The following is a 22,696-nucleotide window of genomic DNA, read 5'->3' on the forward strand; positions in this document are numbered from 1 at the left end:
TTTACTCTCATTTTCGCGTAGTACCTTGTAGTTTAGAAGGATTTTCCTCCATTGCTGTCGAAATTTCGTAGAACAAGTTTTTGAAATGGAGGAAAGTCAGCTTTGAGATTACGAAATCAACTAATTGGTGGAACCGTCGCATTTGCTTTATTATCCGGAGGCGCAGATGCTGCATATGCCTCTATTCAGAATTTGGCTGCTGGGAAAGCGCTAAGCACAGGAGCTCAACAATATGCACAAAGCAAATCAGCTGTTGCCAATATTGTAGATATTACGAATTTACGCAAAGGGCCAGGGCTGGATTATGATATTGTCGCCAGGGCAAAGGCAGGGGATTCCTTCCCCATTGTCAGCTCGAAAGGGGATTGGTATCAAGTTTCCCTTTCGGGGGGCAGCACGGCCTATGTTGCGAATTGGGTCGTGGAAACCGTTGGAGCGAGTAGTGGTCAAACTTCTTCAAATAACGGCCAAAAGCCGGACAGTGGCAAACCGTCGGGCAGCAATCAGGATAAAGAAGTCATCGTGAACATTGTGGACACCACTAATTTGCGCAAAGGACCAGGGCTGGATTATGAGATTGTTACCAAAGCGAGGGCAGGCGAATCGTTTCCGGTCGTTTCTATCAAAGGAGACTGGTATCAAGTCTCGCTGCCCAGCGGAGGAACCGCTTACGTCGCGAATTGGGTCGTAAATACAGGGGTCGCCAGCCAAAGTGGAAGCAAGGTATACATTTACCATACGCATAACCGCGAGTCTTGGAAAAATGTATCCAGCGGCTCGAAGGGCTCTTCCGTTGATGATCCGAAGGTGAACATTACGCTGGTTGGCAAGCAGATTGCGCAAAGCCTCCAGAAGAAGGGAATCCCCACGATGGTGGAGGAGACGGACTTTACAGCAAGGCTGAACGAGCAGAAATTAAGCTATACGCAATCTTATAACGAATCGCGCAAAGCGGTCGATAAAGCGATGAAATCCCATCCTTCCTTGTCTTATTTCTTCGATATCCACCGGGATGCGGATGTTCCGCGCAGCAAAACAACGGTTACCATTAACGGGAAAACGTATGCGCGCATTATGTTCGTCATTGGAGACGCCAATCCTACGTACAAGGAAAACAAAAAGTTTGCTGATGCGTTGAATGAGCTATTGAATAAGAAGTATCCAGGCATATCGAGAGGCGTTCTGACCAAAAGCGCCCATCAAGGGAACGCTGAATACAACCAATCCGTATCTAACGGAAGCTTGCTGCTCGAATTCGGAGGCATTAACAATACGCTGCAAGAAAACCTCCAAACCGCAGAAGCTTTTGCTGATGTGTTCGCGGAGTATTATAAACAAATTAAGTGAATTGCCTAGCACTCTTATTTATGATATATGAAAGAAAAAGCCAAAATAGGCAAGGCCCTTAAGGGCCTTGCCTATTTTGGCTTTTTTCTGCGCTGTTTTTGAAATATTGATCTTATTCATAAGAGAGCTTCTTGACGATCATTTCACTAATAAAAGGTTCTATTAAAGTGTGATCTTCATGCAGCCATTTTTCGTGGAAAAGCTGAAGCTTCATCGCTTGATAGAAATCCAGCAGCGCCTGCTTTAAGCTTATGTTGTGCTGCAAAAGCAGCTTGGGATCTAATAATCTTCGTAATACGACATCCAACTGGATCAGGATGATCTCCGCGTTCATCTGGTGAAATAGGCCAAGCTCCATGCCTCTATTCAGATAGTCGACCATGTTCATTTGACAACGCTCTACCGCCTGTGACAGCGCTGCCGATAAATCGGGATAAGTGGTATTTAGATCTTGTAGAAGGATATCGCTTAAATAGAAGGCCATTTTGAACGATTGCTTGAACACCTTGGCAAATGATTCGCCATAAATCCTTAACTCTTCCTGAGAAGGAATCGTTTCATTTGTGGGTATGAGTTGATTCGGTTCTATCTCGAACATAAGCGATTCAGTATAGTTTACGCATTTCTCGACTAAACATTCTATAATGTCATCCTTGGAAGCAAAGTATTTATACATGGTTGCTTTGCTGATATCCATATATTTGGCGGCATCGTCCATTTTAATCGCACTGAAGCCGTGTTTTTGAACATACGGTATTAGTTTGAGTATGAGCTTTACCTTGGTTGATTTTTTTTTCTCCCATATCTGGTCAATTTCACAATCTTTCATACGGCTACGCCTCCTGCCTGCATAATCTAGTATAGCGCAATTTAAGATTATATTAAACCAAACTATACAAACTAAACTTTTTTTATCTTTTTAGTTTACTTTGTTTAACGAATATGCTATCTTCTTTTCAGGAAAACAAAAAATTCACTTGAAGGAGATCGCTATATGTCTACACAATCTGGAGTTCCCTCGTTAACTCCTACTCCATCTTTACGCGGACTCGTTGCACCGTTGATTGCCATTATTATTGGGCTGTTCATGGTGATTTTAGATACCACGGCCGTAAATGTAGCCATTCCTGTACTTACAGCCGACTTCAACAGCTCGCTAAGCGTTATCCAGTGGACGATTACCGGATACGCCCTTGCCCAAGCAGCAGTAATCCCATTGGCCGGTTGGATGTCAGACCGGGTTGGAGCGAAGCGCGTGTTTATCATTTCGATTATTTTGTTCACCGTGGGCTCGATCCTATGTGCTTTTGCCACGACAGCAGAACAGCTGATCTTCTTTAGGGTGCTGCAAGGGCTAGGCGGGGGCATGGTGATGCCAATTGCCTTTGCCATGACGTACCGGCTCAGTCCACCTGAAAAAGTAGGCATGATTATGGGTTTTATGGGGGTACCGGTTTTACTTGCGCCTGCGCTAGGACCGATCGTATCCGGTTATTTGGTTGACTATGTGAGCTGGCAATGGATTTTTCTAATCAATGTTCCCATTGGCATTATCGGCGTTGTGTTGTGCTTGATAGTGCTGCCGAATTTTGCGAAGAAGGTTTCCGCTTCATTGGATTTTTGGGGAATTATGCTGGCACCGCTTGCGTTTGGGGGTCTCTCCTATGGGCTTAGCGAAGGAGGAACCAGCTGGACTTCCGCAAAAACGATCATCGGTATTTCCGTTGGCGTGGTAGCCCTTATATTATTTACTATCGTCGAGCTTACTCGGAAAAAAGAGCCCTTGCTGGAGCTTAGGGTTTTCCGTTCAGCACAGTTCACCAGAGGGATACTCGTGCAGTGGATCTTGCAATTTGCCATGTTTGGCGTAATCTTCACCGTACCGTATTTCATGCAGCAATTAATGGGGATGAGCGCGTTCGAAGCGGGCTTATGGACGCTTCCTCAAGCGGTTGCCGCAGGAATTATGATGCCGCTCGGAGGCCGTTTATTCGACCGTATCGGTGCAAGACCATTAGTGATCTTAGGATTAACCTTTGTGGCTATCGGTGCTTTTCTCATCTCTTTCATTGATCCGAGCAATACCCCATGGTTATTTTTCGTCCCACGTGTGCTGCTGGGTATGGGAATGGGCTTGTCGATGCTTTCCTTAAACACTCATTTGATTCAAACGGCGCCAAGAGACCTAGTCGGGCGAGTCACCTCGTTAACGAGCGCGGCTCAGCAAGTGGTGACTTCATTCGCGGTAGCTGGGCTTACGACGTTCCTTGTCAGCCGAACAAACCATTTCGTTAGCAAAGGCGAGGCTCCACTGCCGGACGCGATGACACACGCCTTTCATAACACCTATCTATTGCTAGCTGTGTTGGCTGCGGCAGGGGTGCTGCTGGCGACCACTCTCAAACGCTCTGCGGCAGAAAGTACAGCAACCCAGACCCACGTTGTCGATGAAGGCTCAATACTATCTTAACCGCGTGATGAACTATCCATTTAATAGAAGTTTCCGATTACAAGAAACAAAAAACCGGCGAGCCTTAGGCTCGGCCGTTTTTTTGCGTATGAAATGCAAATTGAATCATGTCTTAACAGAAGCTTAATCCGTTTGTGTTGGCCTGCTATTAAGTAAGGGAGCGTTAATAAAAGGTTTCATTACAGTTAAGGCGTTTCTGATACAATGGAGTCATAGGCCTCTATGTCGTTTCTGATAAACTGGATTAGGCACGAAGGCTAAACGAACGTGAGACATGATCAACGGGAGGATTAATTATGTTTGAATGGATTCAGCAATCGGAAGGGATATGGCAGTATATCGTTTTATTTTTACTCGCGGCAGCGCCGTGGCTGGATGTTTTTCTTGTCGTACCGCTTGGCATCGTGGCGGGTATGTCTCCAGTTGCTGTGGCAATAACTGGTTTTGCAGGAAACTTTCTAATGATATTGCTTCTGGGTGTCTTCTTTAATCAATTCACTAGCTGGAGAGAGAAGCGTAGGTTGAAGAAGGGCATTACCGCTCCATCGAAGAAAGAGACCCGGGCTAGGCAAGTGTGGGACCGCTATGGCCTTCCCGGACTGGCACTGCTTGCTCCCGTTATTGTTGGTACGGATATCGCCGCTTTGCTGGCGTTGACATTTGGTTCTTCGCGAACACGGGTCATTCAATGGATGGCGATCAGTCTTGCCATATGGACGATTGCGATGGCGCTCGGCTCCGTTTACGGATTTGGCTATATGAATTTGATATAATCTATTTAGAACTAAGTAAATAATGGAGCGAATTGCTTGGTATCTCGCACAGGATGGAAACGAGCGTGACAAACCCGACCGGATCAGGTCGGGGTTTTTGTGCTGAAAAAATGAATTCGCAACCGATAAAATCTTTTCCCGTATTTAAAATATAAAATGGTTCTGATGAATTCTTAACAGCTAATGGAGAAACCTCATCCTCCCATAAAGTCTATCCCAAAAACCACAATAGAAGTTGAGGTCATACACCGTATGAATGACGAATTTACAATTCATGCCGATACCTGTTATCGGCTGGCTGAGCAGAAGGCCACTCGCTACTTTGCTACGCTTTATGAGCAAATGAAGGAAAAGAGGTATGTGCCTGCCCTGTCCGAGGATATCCACCTGTGGAAACGAAACCATATTCATCGCCAATCATGGTTATCCTTTTTCTCGCGAGGAAAGCAAACGGCAGCTGCCGGGGACTATCATCGCTATATCCAGTGGCTGAACCATACAGGCAAATTGGACGATTATTTGGATCGAAGCGTTTCCTATATCTACATGAGAGACCTAGGAAAGGCTATAGATTCTCCCGATACGCAAGCTAGAATTCAGCGTGTAGCTGCGGACATCAAGCATCGCTTAAGTCCATCCCCTTCAAACAGGGAGAACCAGCCAGAGTTTATGAGTTTAGCAGGACTGTATCGGTGGGCTCAGACGGAAGGCGTTGAAACGGCAGTCATATGGGTGATCAATAAGCTTAAGGAAGTATCGGTACATCTTCCGAAGGAGATGAATGCCGAGCATGCGCAGCGAAAGTTGATTAAGATCATTATTGGAGTGGTTCTGCATGCGATTGAAGAAATGAGCGATGAACGATCGCCTGCGGAACGTGCCCGGAGACTGGATGAAGCCATCAGGCTCGGTTATTCCTATGGTCTGACTTATCCGTTCATTGACGATCTACTAGATGCGAGGGTTTTAACCCTACAAGAGAAAACACAATATTCAACGATTATACGAGCTGCGCTGCTCACGGGATCGGTACCGGAATTAGGCGAGTGGACGGGATCTAATCAGGCGTTGATTCAATTCGTACACGCAGAGCTTGTAGAAGCTTTTAATTATATTAAGTCTCAGCAAGGGCTGGAGACAGAGCAGCTGTTTTTCGAGCAGACCTATGTTTTTTTTCACTCGCAGGAATTGGACCGAGCCAAGGAGCTTAGCCATGCCGGCTACACAAACGAAGAGTTGTACATCCCAATTATTTTAAAGTCTGCTTCATCTCGATTAATCGCACGTTCCGTGCTTCGGGCTTCCATGGACGAGGACTTTGAGAAGCGAACCTTCTTTTATGGCATCTACAATCAACTGGCCGACGATTTTGCGGATATGTTTGACGATAGGGATGACGGGGCGGTTACTCCTTACACCTATTATCTCGCCCATCGTGAGCAGCGTCCGGATCTCATTAATCCCTTTGAACTATATTGGACGGTTATTTTTTATCTAATTCATAACGTATATTATTCCAATGCAAAGGCTCGTGAGGTGATTCTGAATCGTGCGATCAACGGTCTAAAGCGTTGTAAAGAACGTCTTGGAGTCGAAAAATACAACCAGACTATGAATATATTTGCTTGCGGAAGCCCAGCGTTTAATCGACTAATCCAACAGATGGTTCAAAAAGCCGATGATGTGGATTTCTTGGATAAGCTGTTTCGGGACCAACTGGTCACCTTTCTTAAAGAAGAACGGAAAGAGAAAGAAAATTTCTTGGAGACCATAAAAATAGCCCGTGAGCAGATCAATAATACGCTGCGAATTGCCAAGTCTGAAGGAATGCCGCCGATGAAAGAGACGCTGATCGATGCGGCAAATTACAGTCTTGAAGGGGATGGGAAGCGTCTGCGTCCCATCTTGACCTGGGTCATGGGGGTGCAAGAATATGGACTGCAAGCAACCGCGATCGTCCCTTTATTGAGATCCTTGGAGTATATGCATACGGCCTCTCTGATTTTCGATGATTTGCCGTCCCAAGATAATGCTGCTACACGGAGAGGTCGTCCAACGCTGCATCAGGTGCATAATAATGCGACTGCAGAAATAACGGGTCTATTATTGATCCAGAAAGCGATTCAGGAACAAGCGTCACTAGAACCGTTCAATGCGAAAACCGTGCTAGCCTTGATTAAATATTCAGCCGAAAAGGCAGAGGATATGTGTATGGGGCAGGCGATGGATTTGAATTCCAAAGGAAAAGCATTGACATTAGAGCAATTGAATACGATCTGCTTCTACAAAACGGGAATCGCTTTTGAGGCTGCATTGGTTATGCCAGCCATATTAGTCGAGGTTAGCGAGACGGAAATCGCAGTTTTGAAGACCTTCGCATACCATGCAGGCATTGCCTTTCAGATTAAGGATGATTTGCTTGATTTGGAGGGGGATGAGCGTTTGCTTGGCAAACCCGTGGGCAAGGATGTGGCAAACAATACTTCTACTTTCGTAACCATCCTCGGGAAGGACGGCGCGAGCAAAGCGATGTGGGAGCACTATTGTATCGCCATGGAAACACTGAAAGAGATGCCACGCCGCACTGCATTTCTAAACCACTTATTGAGTTATATCGTTAACCGGGACCGTTAGGCGGATATGGAAGGGATCAATTCTTTCTACTCAAAGCTGCATTGGCATGATGTACTGGAAAGCAAGCCGCAGAACCGGTTGTTACTCAATGACTAATGGCAGAGCCCCCCGTAACGATTCACGTTGCGGGGGATATTTGTAGTATAGATAAATCAGATGACACAGCAGCAGCTGGCGGAGAAAGCAAGCGTGGCCAGGCAAACTTTGATAACTTCAAGCCGTATGAATAGCTGGAATTTCTCCCTCTATTCTAAAGGATTTCAGCTTTTCTTGGCGATTAGCTGGAACTCCTCCTACTATTTCCATCTATTTCATATACCAAACGAATCATGTTATTTTTAACAGGAGAAATTCCATCTAAGTAAGATAAACGTACGAATGCCCCCACAAACGTCCCCACAAACACCTCGGAAAAGTGCCTAAGACAACTTCATATCATATGATGACGACAAACCGATGATTTAATTTTTTAAACGGCAAGTTTCTATAATAGGACATGCTGCTGTCCAGTATAACGTCGTATAGTGAGAATACTGCAGAATCTTATAGTAGAGGATAACTGCGTAGGGGAGAAATTAGTTTTACATTTTAATAAAAAGAAGAGGCGTACGATGAAAAATATGAGCTTTAGTGAAGCGGTTGATCGCTCTGTACAGATTAGAAAGCTGTACCATCAATTGGAACGGAAGCATCACGAAAAAGAATGGACGGTAGAAGAGGATGCTCTGGCTTTTCTGACGGATGCCGGTTTGGTCGGTCGTTTGACGATGTCTCAACAAGGGCGCTGGACGATGAAGGGAGAGATCATGCCCGAATTAGAGCATAAGCTCGGCGAATGTGTATGGTGGTTAATTATTTTGTCAGAACGCATGAATATCGATATCGCGGATGCATTGGACAATTTCTTATCCAAAACTGAAAAAAAGCTGCAAGCATAATCTATTATTCTATGAAAATTTTTATTAAATGATTGTGTTAATTTTCAAAGAGTAGTGTTTTTCTATATGAATGCCGCTCCGCAATAACCTCTTTTTTATTAATTGGTTAGTAGTCTACTAGGTTGCTAGGTATACGTCCGTTCAACAATAAGCATCTCAGCGTAGGATGATTCAAATCCCAAGGAGGTGCTGTGTTGAGTTGTTTAGCAAATAAGCATAAAAAAAGATGCCATAAAAAAGTTGTAGTCGTATGTAAACCAAAGTGTATTAAAAAGAAAGATTGTATTAAAAAGAAAGATCACCATCAAAAGAAAAATGTGATTATAAAAAAGAAAATCGTAAAGGTAACCTGCCCGCGTCCCGTTGTTAAGGTCACACCGGTGCCTGGGCCTGCGGGTCCACAAGGCGCACAAGGACCAACGGGTCTTCAAGGAGTAGCAGGGCCTCAAGGAGTAGCAGGACCTCAAGGGGCAGTAGGGCCTCAAGGAACAGCAGGCGCTCAAGGCGTGGCAGGACCTCAAGGACCAGTAGGACCGCAAGGAGCAACAGGAGCACAAGGACCTGCGGGAGGCATAGCCGATTTTGCTTTCCTCTGCAGCGACGAAGAGCAGACCATTGAAGCAGCACCGGCTCCAGGTGGCCAAGGTGGGGCGGTAACGTTTAATAACTCTCTTATCAATGCAACAGCTCTTTCATTCGCTCCTCCATCCAATATTGTGATTAATACGGCTGGTACTTACAATATTAGCTGGGAAGTATTCCCTACAGCTGGCAATAGTGCGTTTGGATTGTTTTTTGATCCGGCGGGTGCAGCGCCTGCAGCGTTGGTTCCTTGCAGCAATTACGGTTCGGGAGCAGGGAACAACCCTTACCAAGGCCAAGTTGTGGCCCAATTATCTGCTGGCGGTATTTTGACATTAAATCGCATCGATAACACAGGTGCACAGACGTTGCAAAATGACATTGGCGGGGGTACGCCAACCATTAGTGCTTCTATCGTCATTGAGAAGTTAGCCTAGTTCAGGCTGACTCTCCAAGAACATTGAATAGATTTTCTTTTTTTGAAATAGAGCATAGGATAGGAAAGAGAAAATAAAATAGCATCTATAAGGGACTGAGGAGAGAGAAGCTCTAGTCTCTTTTTTTTTGCCCATGTATGAATTTAAAACGCTAGAATCGTTATCTTATAGGAGACTTAGAAAAGCGAAGATACGTCGATACGCTGGAAGCTAAAGCATGGAAATTTCTTGTATTGCTTTGGCAAGGAATGGAGATAATTGAAACAAACGAATGTCAGGGGGAGCAACCATGAGGAAGGATACAACGAGCCAGGAAGGGAGAGTCCTGCAGGAGGATTTTTCCATAGAGGACATTGTAGCCGCGTTAGGCAATCCGCCCGATCTCATTCATCACCATTTTGCGAATAACCGTGATATTAAAGGGCATTGCCTGTTTATTGAAACCCTTGTGGACAAAAATAAAATCGAAGATACCATTCTGAGGTTTATTTCGGAAGGTATTGGATCGCTGCAAATAGGGATGGACACCGTTGAGTATTTGAGATACAAAATTCCTATTGCTTCGACTTCAAGCATTTCAGATCTGCATGCCTGCTTGGAGGCTCTTTTGGATGGAAGATGCTTATTAATCATTGATCATTGCAACGAGATTCTACAGCTGGATGTAGCTATGTCCTATCACCGTTCCATTGATAAGCCCGAGACGGAAGCGACTGTTCGAGGTCCTCATGAGGCTTATAATGAAGACTTGGCCACGAGTATTGGACTATTGCGCAAAAGAATCCGCACTACCGATTTGCGATTTGAACAATTTATTGTCGGCACAAAAACGGAAACAAGGGTCGTTATTGTGTATCTGCATGATCTTGCGCCTGATGATGTCCTGCAGCAGTTCCGCAGCAGAATTAAGGCGATAGACACCGATAGCATATTGGATACATCCTATGTGGAGGATTTGATTGGGGATAAAACCTACTTTCCGATCCCTTTGATGATGAAATCAGAAAGACCCGACGTTACGGCATCTCATCTCTTAGAAGGGCGAGTAGTCGTTTTGGTGGATTGCAGCCCGCTGGCGCTGATTGGGCCTGTTACTTTTTTTCAATTTTTTTCATCGCCTGAGGACTATTACCAAAGACCGGACATCGCCACCTTTATGCTTTGGATTAGGTTTTTTTCCTTTTTATTGGCCATTTTTGTTCCTGCGCTCTACATAGCCGTTACGACCTACCAGCAAGGTCTGCTGCCTCCTTCCCTATTGGTGAGCATTGCGGCTCAGCGAGAAGGCGTGCCTTTTCCATCCTATGTGGAAGCTTTTTTAATGGCCGGCATTTTCGAGGTTTTGCGGGAGGCTGGCTTACGCATGCCACGGATTGCTGGCCAAGCGATATCGATTGTCGGTGCGCTTGTTCTAGGCGAAGCCGCCGTTCAGGCAGGCCTAGTATCTGCAGCTATGGTTATTGTCGTTGCTGTGACTGCAATTGCGAGCTTCGTTGCGCCTAATTACAATTTCGGCTTATCGCAAAGGTTTCTCCAGTATTCCTACATGGTTCTAGCCAGCTTCTTAGGCTTGTTCGGCATATTGTGCGGAGCTTTATTTACGATCGTACATTTCGCTTCCTTAAGATCCTTTGGCATTCCGTTCTTCGCCCCATTGGCACCTACGGTCATCTCGGATTGGAAGGATATACTGATGCGGGTGCCGCGTTCCAAGCTAAAGGCGTATCCCCGGATGAACAGGACGAAACGGAAAAATAGATTTTAAACGAGAACACGAAGGGTGGCTCTCATGAAGGGTAATCAGCAGGCGTGGAAAATGAAAGTATGCTGCAGTTTGGTTATGTGCTTCTGCTTAACCGCATGCTGGGATTTAGTGGAGGTTAATCAGATGGCTATCGTGAATTTTATCGGAATGGACATTAATTCGGAAGAGGGGGGAAGTACGTTTTATTACCATATCGTAAATCCTTCGGGAATTGCCGCGCAAAAAACTTCCGGGATCAATGCGCCTGTCTATACGTTCCGCGTAAGCTCAAAGCTTGCCACAGAGGTTCCGTCAAAGCTGCTCGACAGCATTCCGAAGCGGCCGTTTTTCGACCATTCCGAAGCGATGGTGGTAACGGAAAGAGCAGCGAGAAAAGGAATCGTGGATCAGCTGAATTTTATGGAGAAGCAGCGGGATCGGCAATCTACCATTAATATGCTAGTAACGGATTCGCCCTTATCCGATTTTATGCAAATCTACACCACGCTTGAAAGATTGCCAGGCAATAATGTGCGTACCATTATTGAAAATCAGTCCATGGAATCCGGAGAAGCGAGCTACCGCTCGCGAATAAAAGATGTGGTTGAAAATCTAGATACCAATACATTGATCGTATTGCCGCTTGTTAGCGTCTCCGGTTCACGCGAGAGTTCGACTACTCAAAGATACGAGCATATGGACGCTAATGAAGGAATCTTTATTCTAAGAGGGGGGGCCCTAATTAAACAGGGGGCTATGATTGGAAAATTATCCGCCTACGAAATGCCATTTTACAATTTGCTGAACGGTGAAATAAAGATGCTTCATCAAATCGTCCATTTAAATGAGGGACATGTTGATCTTTGGCTGAAGGATATTTTAGTCAAAAAGAATTTAGTTCAAAAATCCGGTCATCTGGTTATCAACATTCAAATTAAAGCTAAAGTCCATATCGATGGCAATACGCAAGAGACGAAATTAACAGCTGATAACTTAGATCTGATTATAACTCAGCTCAGTAAACAGGTCGTAGAAAGATCCAATCAATTGTATGAGAAAACGAAAGCAAAGCATTGGGATATTATGGGCATTGAGGAGATGATAAGCCGCAAGCGCGGGAGCACCCGGAAGAAGGCCATGGAGGGCAAGGGGAAATGGGAACAAACTGAGCTTGCCGTATCTGTACATTTTGTCATCCAAACCTTCGGCAATACGTTAGATCCTTATAAATCAGGTGATGGCGATGGTTAAAGAGCACATTAGTGGATGGCAATTTTATTTGTTAACGGTGAACTATGCCTTAGGAACTGCCTTTTTTATACGGCCGGGCAGCGTGATTTCCTCAACCAAACAAGACGGATGGATCATTCCATTGGTTGCGGGTGCTTTTGCCATTGTGATTGCTTGTTTATGGTTGCTATTGTCTAATGCAAATCCGGAATTAAGTATCGTACAAATCGCTCTAGCTGCTGCAGGCAAACCGATCGGCGGGTTGATCGCGATCGTTTACATTTGGTATTTTATACAAACGGCAAGCTGGGTGACCCGCAATCTTGGTGATTTTATGAAGACCATTCTCATGCCAAATACGCCCATATCGGTATTTCATATCATGTTTTTGGTCATTGCTTGTTATGCTGTCATCAGAGGAGTCGAGACGATAGCAAGAACGAGTGAGTTTCTTACGCCATTTGTGCTGCTTGTCTTATTTGTGATTTATATTTCTGCACTTAATGAATGGAACTGGGAACGATTTGAGCCTATGTTTCAGGCCTCGTTTACGAAATTGATCAAAGACTCAGCGCCGGTCATCGGTTTTCCCTATCTGGAGACGGTAACCATCATGATGCTTGCCCCGTATGTCAAAACAAGGCTCAAGTCAAGCTTGCTGCTAGGTCTCGCCACGGCAACGCTATTATTAAGCGGAATTGTTTTTGTGACTATTGGTGTGCTAGGCGCAGCACGCAGCTCGCATCTTCTGTATCCTCTGTATACCATTGTAGAGGAGCTTCGGATCGCGGAATTCATTGAACATTTGGAATCTACGATCGTTATCGTTTGGTTGATTTGGATTTTTCTCAAACTTTGCATTGCCTATTATTGCGCAGTGGAGGGCATTCGTCAGCTGTTTCAAATGAAGGAGAGAACGTGGATCGCTATTCCGCTTGTTCTTCTTATATCCGGTATCGCGATATCGTTAAATGATAACGTAGTTGAGAACATTGACTGGGACCGAAAATATATTTTCGCGTATTCCTGTTTGTTTGGTATCGTTTTGCCCTTGCTGCTCCTTGTTTTATCTTGGATTCGACAGCGTGGGCGAAAGGGAAAGGAGGTATCGCCATGATCAGGTTTATTATACTATTTTCACTTGCTTTTACATGTGTTATTGTATTTTTCATTCATCGAAAAAAACCTTTCAAGGAAGTAAGCGTCTTTGTGGTGATCTCTCTTTTTTCATTAATCATTTGGATCGATGTGAGGGTGGAGCATCAATTCAATCCCAATCTGTGGATTAGCTGGATGTTTGATTGGGCTGGATTTTAGAAAGATTTTAGGGTGCGAGATGGAACACTGAATAGTCGAATTCAAGCTCCAAGTGGTTGATCAATCAACCATAAAGACCGCCTTTATTAGAGGCGGTCTTTATGGTTACAAGTGAGTAATTAATTGATTTATGAATTGTTCCAAGTATTGCTGGTCAATCTCGTCAAACCGATCTAGCGATGGACTATCAATATCGAGGACGCCGAACAAATCGCCGTTAATGATGATGGGAATAACGATTTCTGATCGCGACGCGGAGTCGCAAGCAATATGTTCCGGGAATTTATGAACATCATCAACTCTGACCGTCTTTCTTTCGGTAGCAGTTTTTCCACATATGCCTCGGTGTAAGGGGATGCGGAAGCAAGCCGGGAGGCCTTGAAATGGCCCTAGCACAAGTTCATCATTTTTGAACAGGTAAAACCCAACCCAGTTGATATCATCTAAAAATTGATTAAGCAGCGCCGAAGCATTGGAAAGGTTTGCAATCACGTCGGACTCCCCTTCGAGCAATGCTTCAAGCTGGCGGATGACTAACTCATAATTTTGCTCTTTTGATCCTTTGTAACGTTCTGGCTGAAACATAATCGGGCTCCTTAAGCGTGAGTGGTAGATGTCTAGAGATGCTTTGCTGTTCAACATAGTTTAACATATCAAAGTTCTTTTTCGTAATTAGTCTCCGGGTGGAAGTTGAACACTTTGTTACGAGCAGAGGATCTGGCAGCTGCTTTTGAAACAAGTGTGAGAACCATTTACAGGGATATTCAAGCTTTGAGTGAAGCAGGCGTACCCGTGATAGGAGCGCCAGGCCAAGGGTACTCCTTAATGGAAGGATATTTCCTGCCGCCAGTTAGTTTTACGGTGGAAGAAGCAGTAGTAGAAACGAAGCGGAAAAAATGTTTAAACGCTACTGACATGATGGTGTCAGTAGCGTTTTTGTATAGTTAGTTAAAACGAAAACTAATGGAGCATTAAAGCACGGATCGGTTCGTTGAGCGTCGCAGGTTTTTTGATGAAAAAAAAGGGGGATTCGAAGGGTGAATTTGGATGAAATAAGCGAGCAAAGCCGCTTTTGGATTGGCGTCGTGTCCGCATCACATGTGAAGATTGGAGAACGGGAAGGATTCGCGCAGCTCTGTCACGGCAAGTCAGCACATTTACGAAAGATGCGCGCAGGCGATTGGTTGATTTACTATTCCCCACGAACAGATATGTCGGTGGGGTCTCCGCTCCAAGCATTCACTGCGATCGGGGAAGTGATTGATGATAAAGTTTACGAATATCGGATGTCTGAATCATTTGTGCCGTTCCGCAGAAATATTAGCTATATCCCATGTCAGGAAACTAAGATTAGAGATTTGCTGGAACAGCTTAGCTTCACGCGCGGGAACCGAAATTGGGGCTATTCCTTCCGTTACGGTCATTTTGAGATTGAACGGGAGGACTTTCTGACGATTGCGGGTGCGATGCTGAGTAATGAGGGGATAGGAAGTTGCCTCTCAGGAACATGAGGAAATCGGCTGCGACCATGCCCACTCGTTCTGGAGGATGGAAGCCATTTCCGCGACCAAAGTTGAAACAAAGGCCATCCAGATGATGATCTGGTTGGCCTTTGCTTGTGATGAATATCCAAGTTTTTGAGAAACTAAATTAGTGAGCTTTACGAGGGTTAGCCTTGATGTCAGCTGCGCCTTCCTGTGCCTTCAGCTGTGCAAGAAGCTTATCTCCTTCGACGTCCAGGTTCGGCAGCAGGCGGTCTAACCATTTTGGCAGCCACCATGCTTTGTCTCCGAAGATGGCCATGACTGCTGGGACGAGGGCCATACGGACGAAGAAGGCGTCAATCAGGATGCCGATCGCCAGCGCAAAGCCAATCTGCTTGATCATAATATCATGAGCGAAGATAAACCCAGCGAACACGGAAACCATAATAATCGCTGCGGCTACGACGACGCGGCTAGCTTGATCGTAGCCGTGAATGACGCTTTCCTTGCCATGATGCCCATGAACATATGATTCGCGCATCGAGCTGACAAGGAACACTTGATAATCCATCGCGAGCCCGTATAGGATACCGGTAACCATAATCGGCATGAAGCTGAGCAGCGGGCCACCCGTATCGAAGCCGAATAGGTCATGTACCCATCCCCATTGGAATACAGCTGTTGTTATCCCGAAAGTGGCGAGTATGCTGAGAAGGAAACCAACCGTCGCTTTGACAGGTACGATGATTGAACGGAATACGAGCAGCAAAATAATGATGGAAAGAATGACGATAATGACGACGTAGAGTGGGAACACCTCAGCCAGCTTCGACGACATGTCGATGTTGATCGCGGTAAATCCGGTAACGCCAATTTTAACGTCATGAGACTGCGCCATGCTGGAGTCGTTGGCGCGAAGCTCTTGTACCAAATCTTTCGTCTCTTTGTCTGTTGGTCCTGTCTTCGGGATGAGGCTAATAATAGCCATATCACCGGTTTTGTTAACGCCCATAGGCGTTACTACTGAAACGTTCTCATGCTGCTGAAGCTCCTGAACTAGTCCACCTAGCGTCTCCATCGTTATGGCGCCTGAAGAATCTTGCGGCTCTGCAACTAGAAGCAGCGGTCCGTTGAAGCCCTCGCCGAAACCGTCTGAAATCGCATCGTAGCTCTGTCTTGCTGTTGTATCAAAGTTTGCTGTCGCACCCGATGGGATGCCCATTTCCATCTTTGCAGCCGGGACCGCAGCTGCACCGAGAATAACGATGACGGCAACTACGATAACCCAGCGGCCTTTTACGACTCCCGTTACCCAGCGGTGCGCGAATCCATTTGAATTTTTGTTGGTTTGGCTGCTGCTCTTAGTGCGAGCTTTGGCTGAGCAAATGCGTTCACCGACGAGACCGAGTAAAGCCGGCAGCAGGGTCAGCGCGACTAACACATTGGCAAGAACGGCTAAAGCGGCTACAAGCGCCATTGCGGACAAGAAGCCAATACCGATAACGACCATGCCGCATAATGCAATAATAACAGTCAAGCCGGCAAAAAATACGGCACTGCCTGCGGTGCCGACCGCTCTGCTCGCGGCTTCCCGGGCACTAAGTCCCTGTTCAAGAATCATGCGGCGCTGACGGTTGACGATGAACAGGGAGTAATCAATACCGACGGCTAGCCCGACCATAAGCGCAAGAACAGGCGTGAGATCGGTCATATGGAACACGTTCGAGAAGGCAAAAGCTCCTCCTACGCTTACTCCTACTCCGATAAGCGCGGTCAGAAGCGGCAATCCTGCAGCAACAACTGAACCGAGTGTCATGAAGAGCACGACGGCGGCGACGGCAATGCCGATGGCTTCCGTCGAGCCAATTGCAGGCTTAGTAGAGAGCGAGTCGCTCGGCAAGGCAGTAATTCCGGTCTTCTCGACAGTCATAACTGCATCGATTACCGAATCTGGGACCCACTCGGGCAAGGACATTTGCTGAACTGTGAATTGAAATTGGAACAAGGCGACGCTGCTGTCCGAAGCGATCATAACGCCTGGAACAGGTACGCCGTCCACCATCATCGGGCCGTAAGGAGGCAATTCGCCTGCCGCTTCTTGCGTAGACCCAGTAGCTGCTTCGCCTTGTGCTGACTGGTTGCCTTGCGCAGCAGCAGCGTCGCTCATTGAGGCTCCGGCTTGTGCAGCGAGTTCAATCGGATTAATCACATACTCAAGTTTATATACCTCGTTAACGGCTTCGCTAATTGAGGCCAAACGCTCCGGCGTATCCAGACTCTCGCCCTTTGGTGCCGTAAACACGATGCTGGCTTGTCCGCCCGAAGCTTCGGGGAGCTCTGCCGTCAGCTGATCTAATACCTTTTGCGATTCCGTGCCCTCGATTTTCATATCGGAAGTAACATGGATGCCGTTGATTCCTAGAACGGTGAGAACAATTCCGAGGATCGCGATCCAACTGACAATGAAATACCATGGTTTGGTATAGGCTGATTTGCCCAATCTGTACAGAAAAGTTGACATACGTTAATAATTCTCCTTTGTATGTGGGAATAACGTGAGGATGTGAGCTAGAAACCGTTTCGTAAGTAACCAAACATATTGTCTAAATAATGATCGAGCGTAACAGCCTCTTGGGTTTCAGATGCTGTCTGGCCTGGAAGCAGTACGTTTAGGCTGCCGTCAAGCAATGGCAGGACAGCCCCGTATACAGCACCGACGAGAAGATGGGTGTACCCTTCGGGATAATGTCCATGGGATAACATGCTTAATGTCTCTTGGGCGGAAATTTGCAAACGGCGCAGTCCGCTGAGGATGTATGGCTCAAGTGACGGGTACTGCTTCGAGAGCAATACAAGCTGTTGTAATTTTACGAAATGCTCTGCTGTCAGCTGCATCTTCATCAAATTGTACAGAATCTCAAGCGGGGGAATATCCTCATTTAAGTCTGCAATCCAATTGGCGATTTCATCAGCACCTTTGAAGATGAGAGCCGCTGAAGCAATCGCTTCCTCCTTGCAGGAGTAATGGTTAGCAAACGTTCTTCTGGAGTAACCGGCGCGCTGTACGACATCTTCGACAACGAAACCGTCCATTCCCTTTTCCAGAGCAAGAGCGAACGCTGCATCCGCAAGCGCGTTCCCTGTTGCTACCCTTTTGATATCGCGTAGGTTATGTTTGTTCATCATGTAACGCTTAAGCGTTCACCTCTCTTTTAGATAAAATGACAGCATCTTCAAATATAATTCCATATCTATATTATTGCCCAATGGGCAATAATGCACAATGAGCAAGTTGTTACAAAATTGTGGCGTAGAGGTTCACGGATTTTAGTTTTCATAAAAAGTCGGGAAAGTGATAAATCATTAGTCGCAATTATGTTAGCCGACTAACAAGTATTATGCTAAAATGAGAAAAGAGCTGAAAATGAATACTGAAAAGGGGAAGGTGAAATGAAATCAGATAGATCGATTGCGCTGGAACTTAGAACACTAAGAAATATGCTGCATAGACAAATTGACGGGTTTATAAATCAAACATATGGCGATCAATTAACAGGCATGCATGGATGGGTGCTAAAGTACTTTGTTGATAACCAGGACAAGGAGATTTTTCAACGCGATTTCGAGAACAAATTTACCATTCGGCGTTCAACGGCGAGTAAGATTTTGCAATTAATGGAGAAGAATAATCTTATTATTAGGCAATCGGTTCCCTACGATGCACGATTGAAGCAAATCATTCTTACGCCGACTGCGCTGGAGTACTATGAAGCTATCGTAGGGAAATATGCTCAAATCGAGCGCGAATTAAAAAAGGGGTTGTCACAAGAGGAACTGGATACGTTCTTTACTGTCTTGGATAAAATCAAAAGCAATTTGGAGTAGCAGTCGTCTAAGTTGTTTTAGCGGCTTTTATTATTGTAATATAGTTAGTAGGCTTACAGTTCTATGGCTAACAACATGGTGAAGGAGCGTTTGATAAATGCTTAAGATTTTGAAGTATTTTAATCCCAAAAATGTTTGGTTTATCGTCATCAGTACCGCATTTATCGTATTCCAGGTATGGCTCGACCTCAAGCTTCCTGATTATTTGGCAGAAATCACCAAGCTGGTGCAGACGGAAGGCAGCTCTTTAAGCGAGGTATGGGAGCCAGGCGCCTATATGATGCTGTGTGCCATCGGAAGCTTAATTGCTTCCTTCATCGTAGTCTATTTGGTCGCGAAGAGCGCCGCATCGCTTGCTAAGAGGCTTAGGAGCTTACTCTTCGACAAGGTTGAATCGTTCTCCATGGCCGAAATGAACCAATTCTCGACGGCGAGCCTCATTACGCGTTCCACGAACGATATTACGCAAGTGCAAACGATCGTGGCGATGGGGCTGCAAGTGATGATTAAAGCGCCAATTCTGGCAGGTTGGGCCATTGTGAAGATCTCCAGCAAGAGCTGGCAATGGACGCTTTCATCCGGCATTTCGGTTGCGCTGCTACTACTCATGATCGCGATCGTTATTTTGTTCGCCATGCCAAAGTTCAGATTGATTCAAGGGCTAACGGACCAGTTGAACCGAGTTACGAGAGAAGGGCTGCATGGCCTGCGAGTTATTCGTGCTTATAACGCGGGACCAAGCCAAGAAGCGAAGTTCGATCATGCGAATCAGGAGCTAACCGATGCGAATCTGTTTACTAGCCGATTGATGGCATTGATGATGCCGGTCATGAGTCTGATCATGAGCGGATTGAGCTTGGCGATTTATTGGATCGGCGCCTATCTAATTAATGGAGCAGATGCAGCGGCTCGGCTTGGCTTATTCAGCGACATGGTTATCTTCTCTTCTTACGCGATGCAGATTGTTATGGCCTTTATGATGCTGTCGATGGTTTTCTTCATGTTGCCGCGGGCGTCGGTCGCCGCGAAGCGTGTCATGGAAGTATTAAATACAGTACCAAGCATCAAGGATGGCCGTTCTAAATCGACTAATGCCGCAAAAGCAGGCGAAATTGAATTCCGGAATGTCAGCTTCAAGTATGCGGATTCGGACGAATATGTGCTTAGGGACATCAGCTTCGTTGCACGCAGGGGCGAGACGGTTGCGTTCATCGGCTCTACGGGCAGCGGCAAGAGCACGCTGCTGAACTTAATTCCGAGATTTTATGACGTGTCGGATGGAGAGGTGCTTGTCCAAGGGTTAAACGTAAAAGATTACGAGCTGCGGGATCTCCATAACAAGCTTGGTTACGTTCCTCAGAAAACCGTATTGTTCAGCGGAACTGTGACGTCCAACGTCGCCTATGGTGATAACGGGCAAGAAGCAGGCTCGGCGGACGATGTGAAGAAAGCGGTAGCGATTGCCAAGGGCCAAGAGTTTGTCGAGAAGCTGGAAGGCGGGTATGAGGGCAGTATCTCGCAAGGCGGATCGAACCTGTCCGGCGGACAGAAGCAGCGGTTATCTATCGCTAGGGCTATCTACCGTAAGCCTGACATTTACATTTTCGATGATTCCTTTTCTGCGCTTGATTACAAGACCGACCGCCAACTGCGCTCCATGCTGAACCAAGAAACAGCAGGCGCTACCAACCTTATTGTGGGGCAGCGAATCGGAACGATCAAGGAAGCCGATCTCATACTCGTTCTCGATGAAGGAAAGATTGTAGGAAGAGGCACGCATCAAGAGCTGCTTCAGACCTGCGAGGTATATCGTCAGATCGCGAACTCTCAGTTGTCGAAGGAGGAGCTTGAAATTGGCTAAACAACAGGTCGCAACCAAGCAAGACATTGATTTCAAAGGCACAATGGGCAAGCTCGTTGCGTATTGCAAGCCGTATATTCCTCTTATTATCGTGGCGCTGCTGCTATCGGTTGTGGGCACGATATTTACGATTGTCGGGCCAGGCAAGCTGAAAGACATGACGGATTACATTACTGCGGGACTAATGGGCGAAATCGACATGGACGCGGTTAGCAGCATCGGCATATTGCTTGCCGTCCTATACGGATTAAGCGTCATCTTCTCGTTCTTCCAAGGCTATATTATGGCTACGGTAACGCAGAAGGTGTCGAGAAGCTTGCGTACCCGCATCTCCAAGAAGATTAACAAGCTTCCACTAAAGTATTTCGATTCCACCAGCAACGGCGACGTGCTGAGCCGCGTTACGAACGACATCGATACGATTGGACAAACGATGAATCAAAGCGTCGGGATGCTTGTCACTTCCGTCACCATGCTGGTCGGTTCATTGGTCATGATGTTCTATACCAACGTGTGGATGACGTTGACGGCGATCATTTCCACGTTTCTAGGATTTGGCTTCATGACGGTGATGATCAAAAAATCGCAAACGCATTTCGTTCACCAGCAGGCGAACCTTGGTGCGATGAATGGCCATGTCGAGGAAATATTTTCAGGCTACGATGTCGTTAAGGTTTATAATGGCGAGCGGAAGGCGAAGGAAACTTTTAATGAAATCAACGATAAATTATATGAAAGCTCCTGGAAGTCGCAATTTTTATCCGGCTTGACGATGCCGCTCATGATGTTTGTCGGAAACTTTGGATATGTGGCGGTATGTATTGTCGGCGGGGCATTGGCGATGGATGGCCAAATTTCGTTTGGCGTTATCGTTGCATTCATGTTATATGTCCGGCTGTTCACGCAGCCTCTAGGGCAAATCGCGCAAGCAGCAACAAGTTTGCAATCAACTGCAGCCGCAGCTGCGCGCGTTTTTGAATTTCTGGAAGAGAAAGAGCTCGAGGACGAGAAGCATAAATCGAAGGTGCTTAAGGACGTTAAGGGGCAGGTAGAGTTCCGGAATGTTACCTTCGGATATGATCCGAATAAGCTTATCATTAATGATTTCTCAGCCCAGGCTTTGCCAGGACAGAAGATCGCTATCGTTGGACCGACAGGTGCGGGGAAGACGACGATCGTCAATTTGCTGATGCGATTCTATGAGCTGAACGGGGGGGAAATCACCATAGATGGCGTTCCTATCCATGAGCTTCCTCGGGAAAATGTGCATGAGCAGTTTTGTATGGTGCTTCAGGATACGTGGCTATTCGAGGGGACGATCAAAGAAAATATCGTCTTCAATAAGCAAGGCGTTACCGATGCTGACGTGAAGGAAGTCTGCAAGGCTGTCGGCATTGATCATTTTATCCGCACATTAACGAATGGCTACGACACGGTATTGAACGAGCAGGTGAATCTTTCTGCAGGCCAGAAACAACTAATCACCATTGCAAGAGCACTCATTGCAAACGCACCGCTGCTCATCCTCGACGAGGCGACAAGCTCCGTGGATACAAGAACGGAGCTTCTTATTCAGGAAGCGATGGACCGCTTGATGGCGGGACGAACCTCCTTTGTCATCGCGCACAGACTGTCCACGATCAAGAATGCCGATATCATCCTTGTTATGAAGGACGGCGATATTATCGAGAGCGGCAATCACCAAAAACTGCTTGCGGCGAATGGCTTCTATGCTGATTTGTACAATAGTCAGTTTGAGACAGCGGAAGCGGCTTTGTAACGATGACAATGGATGGGAAATTGTAAATAAAGTCGTAAAAGTGTTACTTCAGTTGTCAAAAATAAAACAGCCTCAGACCCGTTGGAATTGAAGTGCTCCCTGTCAAGTAGACAGTGAAAAAAACAAAAAAACGGTTAGGCCTATCCCTCAGTTCAAGTACAGAGAACTGGGGGATTATTTCATTACGCAGCTCGACGATACTCATGGGGAGACA

Annotated in this window: 18 protein-coding genes and 1 pseudogene; 15 read left to right on the plus strand and 4 right to left on the minus strand. The window is 46.1% G+C overall.

What is annotated here, in order from left to right:
* Window positions 1-102 precede the first annotated feature (102 nt).
* The gene (gene spoIIP / locus E0496_RS16115; RefSeq protein WP_141502810.1) at window positions 103-1,347 is read left to right on the plus strand and encodes a stage II sporulation protein P; all 1,245 of its coding nucleotides are present in this window, start codon (window positions 103-105) and stop codon (window positions 1,345-1,347) included.
* 112 nt (window positions 1,348-1,459) lie between these two features.
* Here spoIIP and E0496_RS16120 read toward each other — a convergent pair whose 3' ends face one another.
* Complete coding sequence (locus E0496_RS16120; RefSeq protein ID WP_141502811.1) at window positions 1,460-2,176, minus strand: TetR/AcrR family transcriptional regulator; 717 nt, start codon at window positions 2,174-2,176, stop codon at window positions 1,460-1,462.
* Between the two features lie 165 nt (window positions 2,177-2,341).
* On the opposite strand from E0496_RS16120, the gene E0496_RS16125 reads away from it, so the two are divergent.
* The 9 genes from E0496_RS16125 (at window position 2,342) to E0496_RS16160 (ending at window position 13,272) form a co-directional block, all read left to right on the plus strand.
* Window positions 2,342-3,817 (plus strand): DHA2 family efflux MFS transporter permease subunit, encoded by a 1,476-nt coding sequence (locus E0496_RS16125; RefSeq protein ID WP_141502812.1) that lies wholly within the window; start codon window positions 2,342-2,344, stop codon window positions 3,815-3,817.
* Between the two features lie 296 nt (window positions 3,818-4,113).
* Window positions 4,114-4,590, plus strand: coding sequence for a small multi-drug export protein (locus tag E0496_RS16130; protein WP_141502813.1), 477 nt, complete (start codon window positions 4,114-4,116; stop codon window positions 4,588-4,590).
* Window positions 4,591-4,842: 252 nt separating this feature from the next.
* Window positions 4,843-7,224: a polyprenyl synthetase family protein gene (locus tag E0496_RS16135; protein ID WP_175598071.1), complete on the plus strand. Its 2,382-nt coding sequence runs from the start codon at window positions 4,843-4,845 to the stop codon at window positions 7,222-7,224.
* A gap of 95 nt (window positions 7,225-7,319) precedes the next feature.
* The gene (locus tag E0496_RS36895; protein WP_277755860.1) at window positions 7,320-7,454 is read left to right on the plus strand and encodes a hypothetical protein; all 135 of its coding nucleotides are present in this window, start codon (window positions 7,320-7,322) and stop codon (window positions 7,452-7,454) included.
* Between the two features lie 381 nt (window positions 7,455-7,835).
* Entirely contained in the window at window positions 7,836-8,162 is a 327-nt protein-coding gene (locus E0496_RS16140) for a nucleoside triphosphate pyrophosphohydrolase family protein (RefSeq protein ID WP_141502814.1), read from the plus strand.
* Between the two features lie 317 nt (window positions 8,163-8,479).
* On the plus strand, window positions 8,480-9,181 hold the full coding sequence (locus E0496_RS16145; RefSeq protein ID WP_241674825.1) for a collagen-like protein: 702 nt from the start codon (window positions 8,480-8,482) through the stop codon (window positions 9,179-9,181).
* A gap of 289 nt (window positions 9,182-9,470) precedes the next feature.
* Window positions 9,471-10,946, plus strand: a complete 1,476-nt coding sequence (locus E0496_RS16150) for a spore germination protein (protein WP_141502816.1) — start codon at window positions 9,471-9,473, stop codon at window positions 10,944-10,946.
* Between the two features lie 51 nt (window positions 10,947-10,997).
* Window positions 10,998-12,176: a Ger(x)C family spore germination protein gene (locus tag E0496_RS16155; RefSeq protein WP_277755861.1), complete on the plus strand. Its 1,179-nt coding sequence runs from the start codon at window positions 10,998-11,000 to the stop codon at window positions 12,174-12,176.
* Window positions 12,163-13,272 carry a GerAB/ArcD/ProY family transporter gene (locus E0496_RS16160; RefSeq protein ID WP_241674826.1) on the plus strand — a complete coding sequence of 370 codons (1,110 nt, stop codon included), beginning with the start codon at window positions 12,163-12,165 and terminating at the stop codon, window positions 13,270-13,272. Before E0496_RS16155 ends, E0496_RS16160 begins: the two co-directional genes overlap by 14 nt.
* A gap of 305 nt (window positions 13,273-13,577) precedes the next feature.
* Here E0496_RS16160 and E0496_RS16165 read toward each other — a convergent pair whose 3' ends face one another.
* A complete protein-coding gene (locus tag E0496_RS16165) occupies window positions 13,578-14,057 on the minus strand; it encodes a GAF domain-containing protein (RefSeq protein WP_141502819.1) in 480 nt (159 codons plus the stop codon).
* Window positions 14,058-14,162: 105 nt separating this feature from the next.
* On the opposite strand from E0496_RS16165, the pseudogene E0496_RS16170 reads away from it, so the two are divergent.
* Together E0496_RS16170 and E0496_RS16175 are read left to right on the plus strand one after the other, a co-directional pair.
* Window positions 14,163-14,348, plus strand: a pseudogene (locus E0496_RS16170) (helix-turn-helix transcriptional regulator); the annotation flags it as partial.
* Window positions 14,349-14,509: 161 nt separating this feature from the next.
* Entirely contained in the window at window positions 14,510-14,983 is a 474-nt protein-coding gene (locus E0496_RS16175) for an EVE domain-containing protein (RefSeq protein WP_141502820.1), read from the plus strand.
* A gap of 139 nt (window positions 14,984-15,122) precedes the next feature.
* On the opposite strand, the gene E0496_RS16180 is transcribed toward E0496_RS16175, so the two are convergent.
* Window positions 15,123-17,477 carry an MMPL family transporter gene (locus E0496_RS16180; RefSeq protein ID WP_141502821.1) on the minus strand — a complete coding sequence of 785 codons (2,355 nt, stop codon included), beginning with the start codon at window positions 17,475-17,477 and terminating at the stop codon, window positions 15,123-15,125.
* A gap of 47 nt (window positions 17,478-17,524) precedes the next feature.
* A complete protein-coding gene (locus E0496_RS16185) occupies window positions 17,525-18,139 on the minus strand; it encodes a TetR/AcrR family transcriptional regulator (protein WP_141502829.1) in 615 nt (204 codons plus the stop codon).
* Window positions 18,140-18,406: 267 nt separating this feature from the next.
* Here E0496_RS16185 and E0496_RS16190 point away from each other — a divergent pair, with 267 nt between their 5' ends.
* From E0496_RS16190 to E0496_RS16200, 3 genes are all read left to right on the plus strand, one after another.
* Window positions 18,407-18,841, plus strand: coding sequence for a MarR family winged helix-turn-helix transcriptional regulator (locus tag E0496_RS16190; RefSeq protein WP_141502822.1), 435 nt, complete (start codon window positions 18,407-18,409; stop codon window positions 18,839-18,841).
* Window positions 18,842-18,938: 97 nt separating this feature from the next.
* A complete protein-coding gene (locus tag E0496_RS16195; RefSeq protein ID WP_141502823.1) occupies window positions 18,939-20,702 on the plus strand; it encodes an ABC transporter ATP-binding protein in 1,764 nt (587 codons plus the stop codon).
* 43 nt (window positions 20,703-20,745) lie between these two features.
* Window positions 20,746-22,482, plus strand: a complete 1,737-nt coding sequence (locus E0496_RS16200) for an ABC transporter ATP-binding protein (RefSeq protein WP_141502830.1) — start codon at window positions 20,746-20,748, stop codon at window positions 22,480-22,482.
* Window positions 22,483-22,696 lie beyond the last annotated feature (214 nt).

Source organism: Paenibacillus luteus (assembly GCF_006542765.1).
GTDB classification, from domain to species: Bacteria; Bacillota; Bacilli; order Paenibacillales; family Paenibacillaceae; genus Pristimantibacillus; species Pristimantibacillus luteus.

What these genes read in the sequence shown, in the direction of transcription:
- E0496_RS36895 (WP_277755860.1), top strand. Translation starts at nt 7,320, where the DNA reads ATGGCAGAGCCCCCCGTAACGATTCACGTTGCGGGGGATATTTGTAGT.
- E0496_RS16165 (WP_141502819.1), bottom strand. Translation starts at nt 14,057, where the DNA reads ATGTTTCAGCCAGAACGTTACAAAGGATCAAAAGAGCAAAATTATGAG.
- E0496_RS16200 (WP_141502830.1), top strand. Translation starts at nt 20,746, where the DNA reads ATGGGCAAGCTCGTTGCGTATTGCAAGCCGTATATTCCTCTTATTATC.
- E0496_RS16185 (WP_141502829.1), bottom strand. Translation starts at nt 18,139, where the DNA reads ATGAACAAACATAACCTACGCGATATCAAAAGGGTAGCAACAGGGAAC.
- E0496_RS16120 (WP_141502811.1), bottom strand. Translation starts at nt 2,176, where the DNA reads ATGAAAGATTGTGAAATTGACCAGATATGGGAGAAAAAAAAATCAACC.
- E0496_RS16180 (WP_141502821.1), bottom strand. Translation starts at nt 17,477, where the DNA reads ATGTCAACTTTTCTGTACAGATTGGGCAAATCAGCCTATACCAAACCA.
- E0496_RS16130 (WP_141502813.1), top strand. Translation starts at nt 4,114, where the DNA reads ATGTTTGAATGGATTCAGCAATCGGAAGGGATATGGCAGTATATCGTT.
- E0496_RS16150 (WP_141502816.1), top strand. Translation starts at nt 9,471, where the DNA reads ATGAGGAAGGATACAACGAGCCAGGAAGGGAGAGTCCTGCAGGAGGAT.
- E0496_RS16155 (WP_277755861.1), top strand. Translation starts at nt 10,998, where the DNA reads ATGAAAGTATGCTGCAGTTTGGTTATGTGCTTCTGCTTAACCGCATGC.
- E0496_RS16195 (WP_141502823.1), top strand. Translation starts at nt 18,939, where the DNA reads ATGCTTAAGATTTTGAAGTATTTTAATCCCAAAAATGTTTGGTTTATC.
- E0496_RS16140 (WP_141502814.1), top strand. Translation starts at nt 7,836, where the DNA reads ATGAAAAATATGAGCTTTAGTGAAGCGGTTGATCGCTCTGTACAGATT.
- E0496_RS16135 (WP_175598071.1), top strand. Translation starts at nt 4,843, where the DNA reads ATGAATGACGAATTTACAATTCATGCCGATACCTGTTATCGGCTGGCT.
- E0496_RS16160 (WP_241674826.1), top strand. Translation starts at nt 12,163, where the DNA reads ATGGCGATGGTTAAAGAGCACATTAGTGGATGGCAATTTTATTTGTTA.
- E0496_RS16190 (WP_141502822.1), top strand. Translation starts at nt 18,407, where the DNA reads ATGAAATCAGATAGATCGATTGCGCTGGAACTTAGAACACTAAGAAAT.
- E0496_RS16125 (WP_141502812.1), top strand. Translation starts at nt 2,342, where the DNA reads ATGTCTACACAATCTGGAGTTCCCTCGTTAACTCCTACTCCATCTTTA.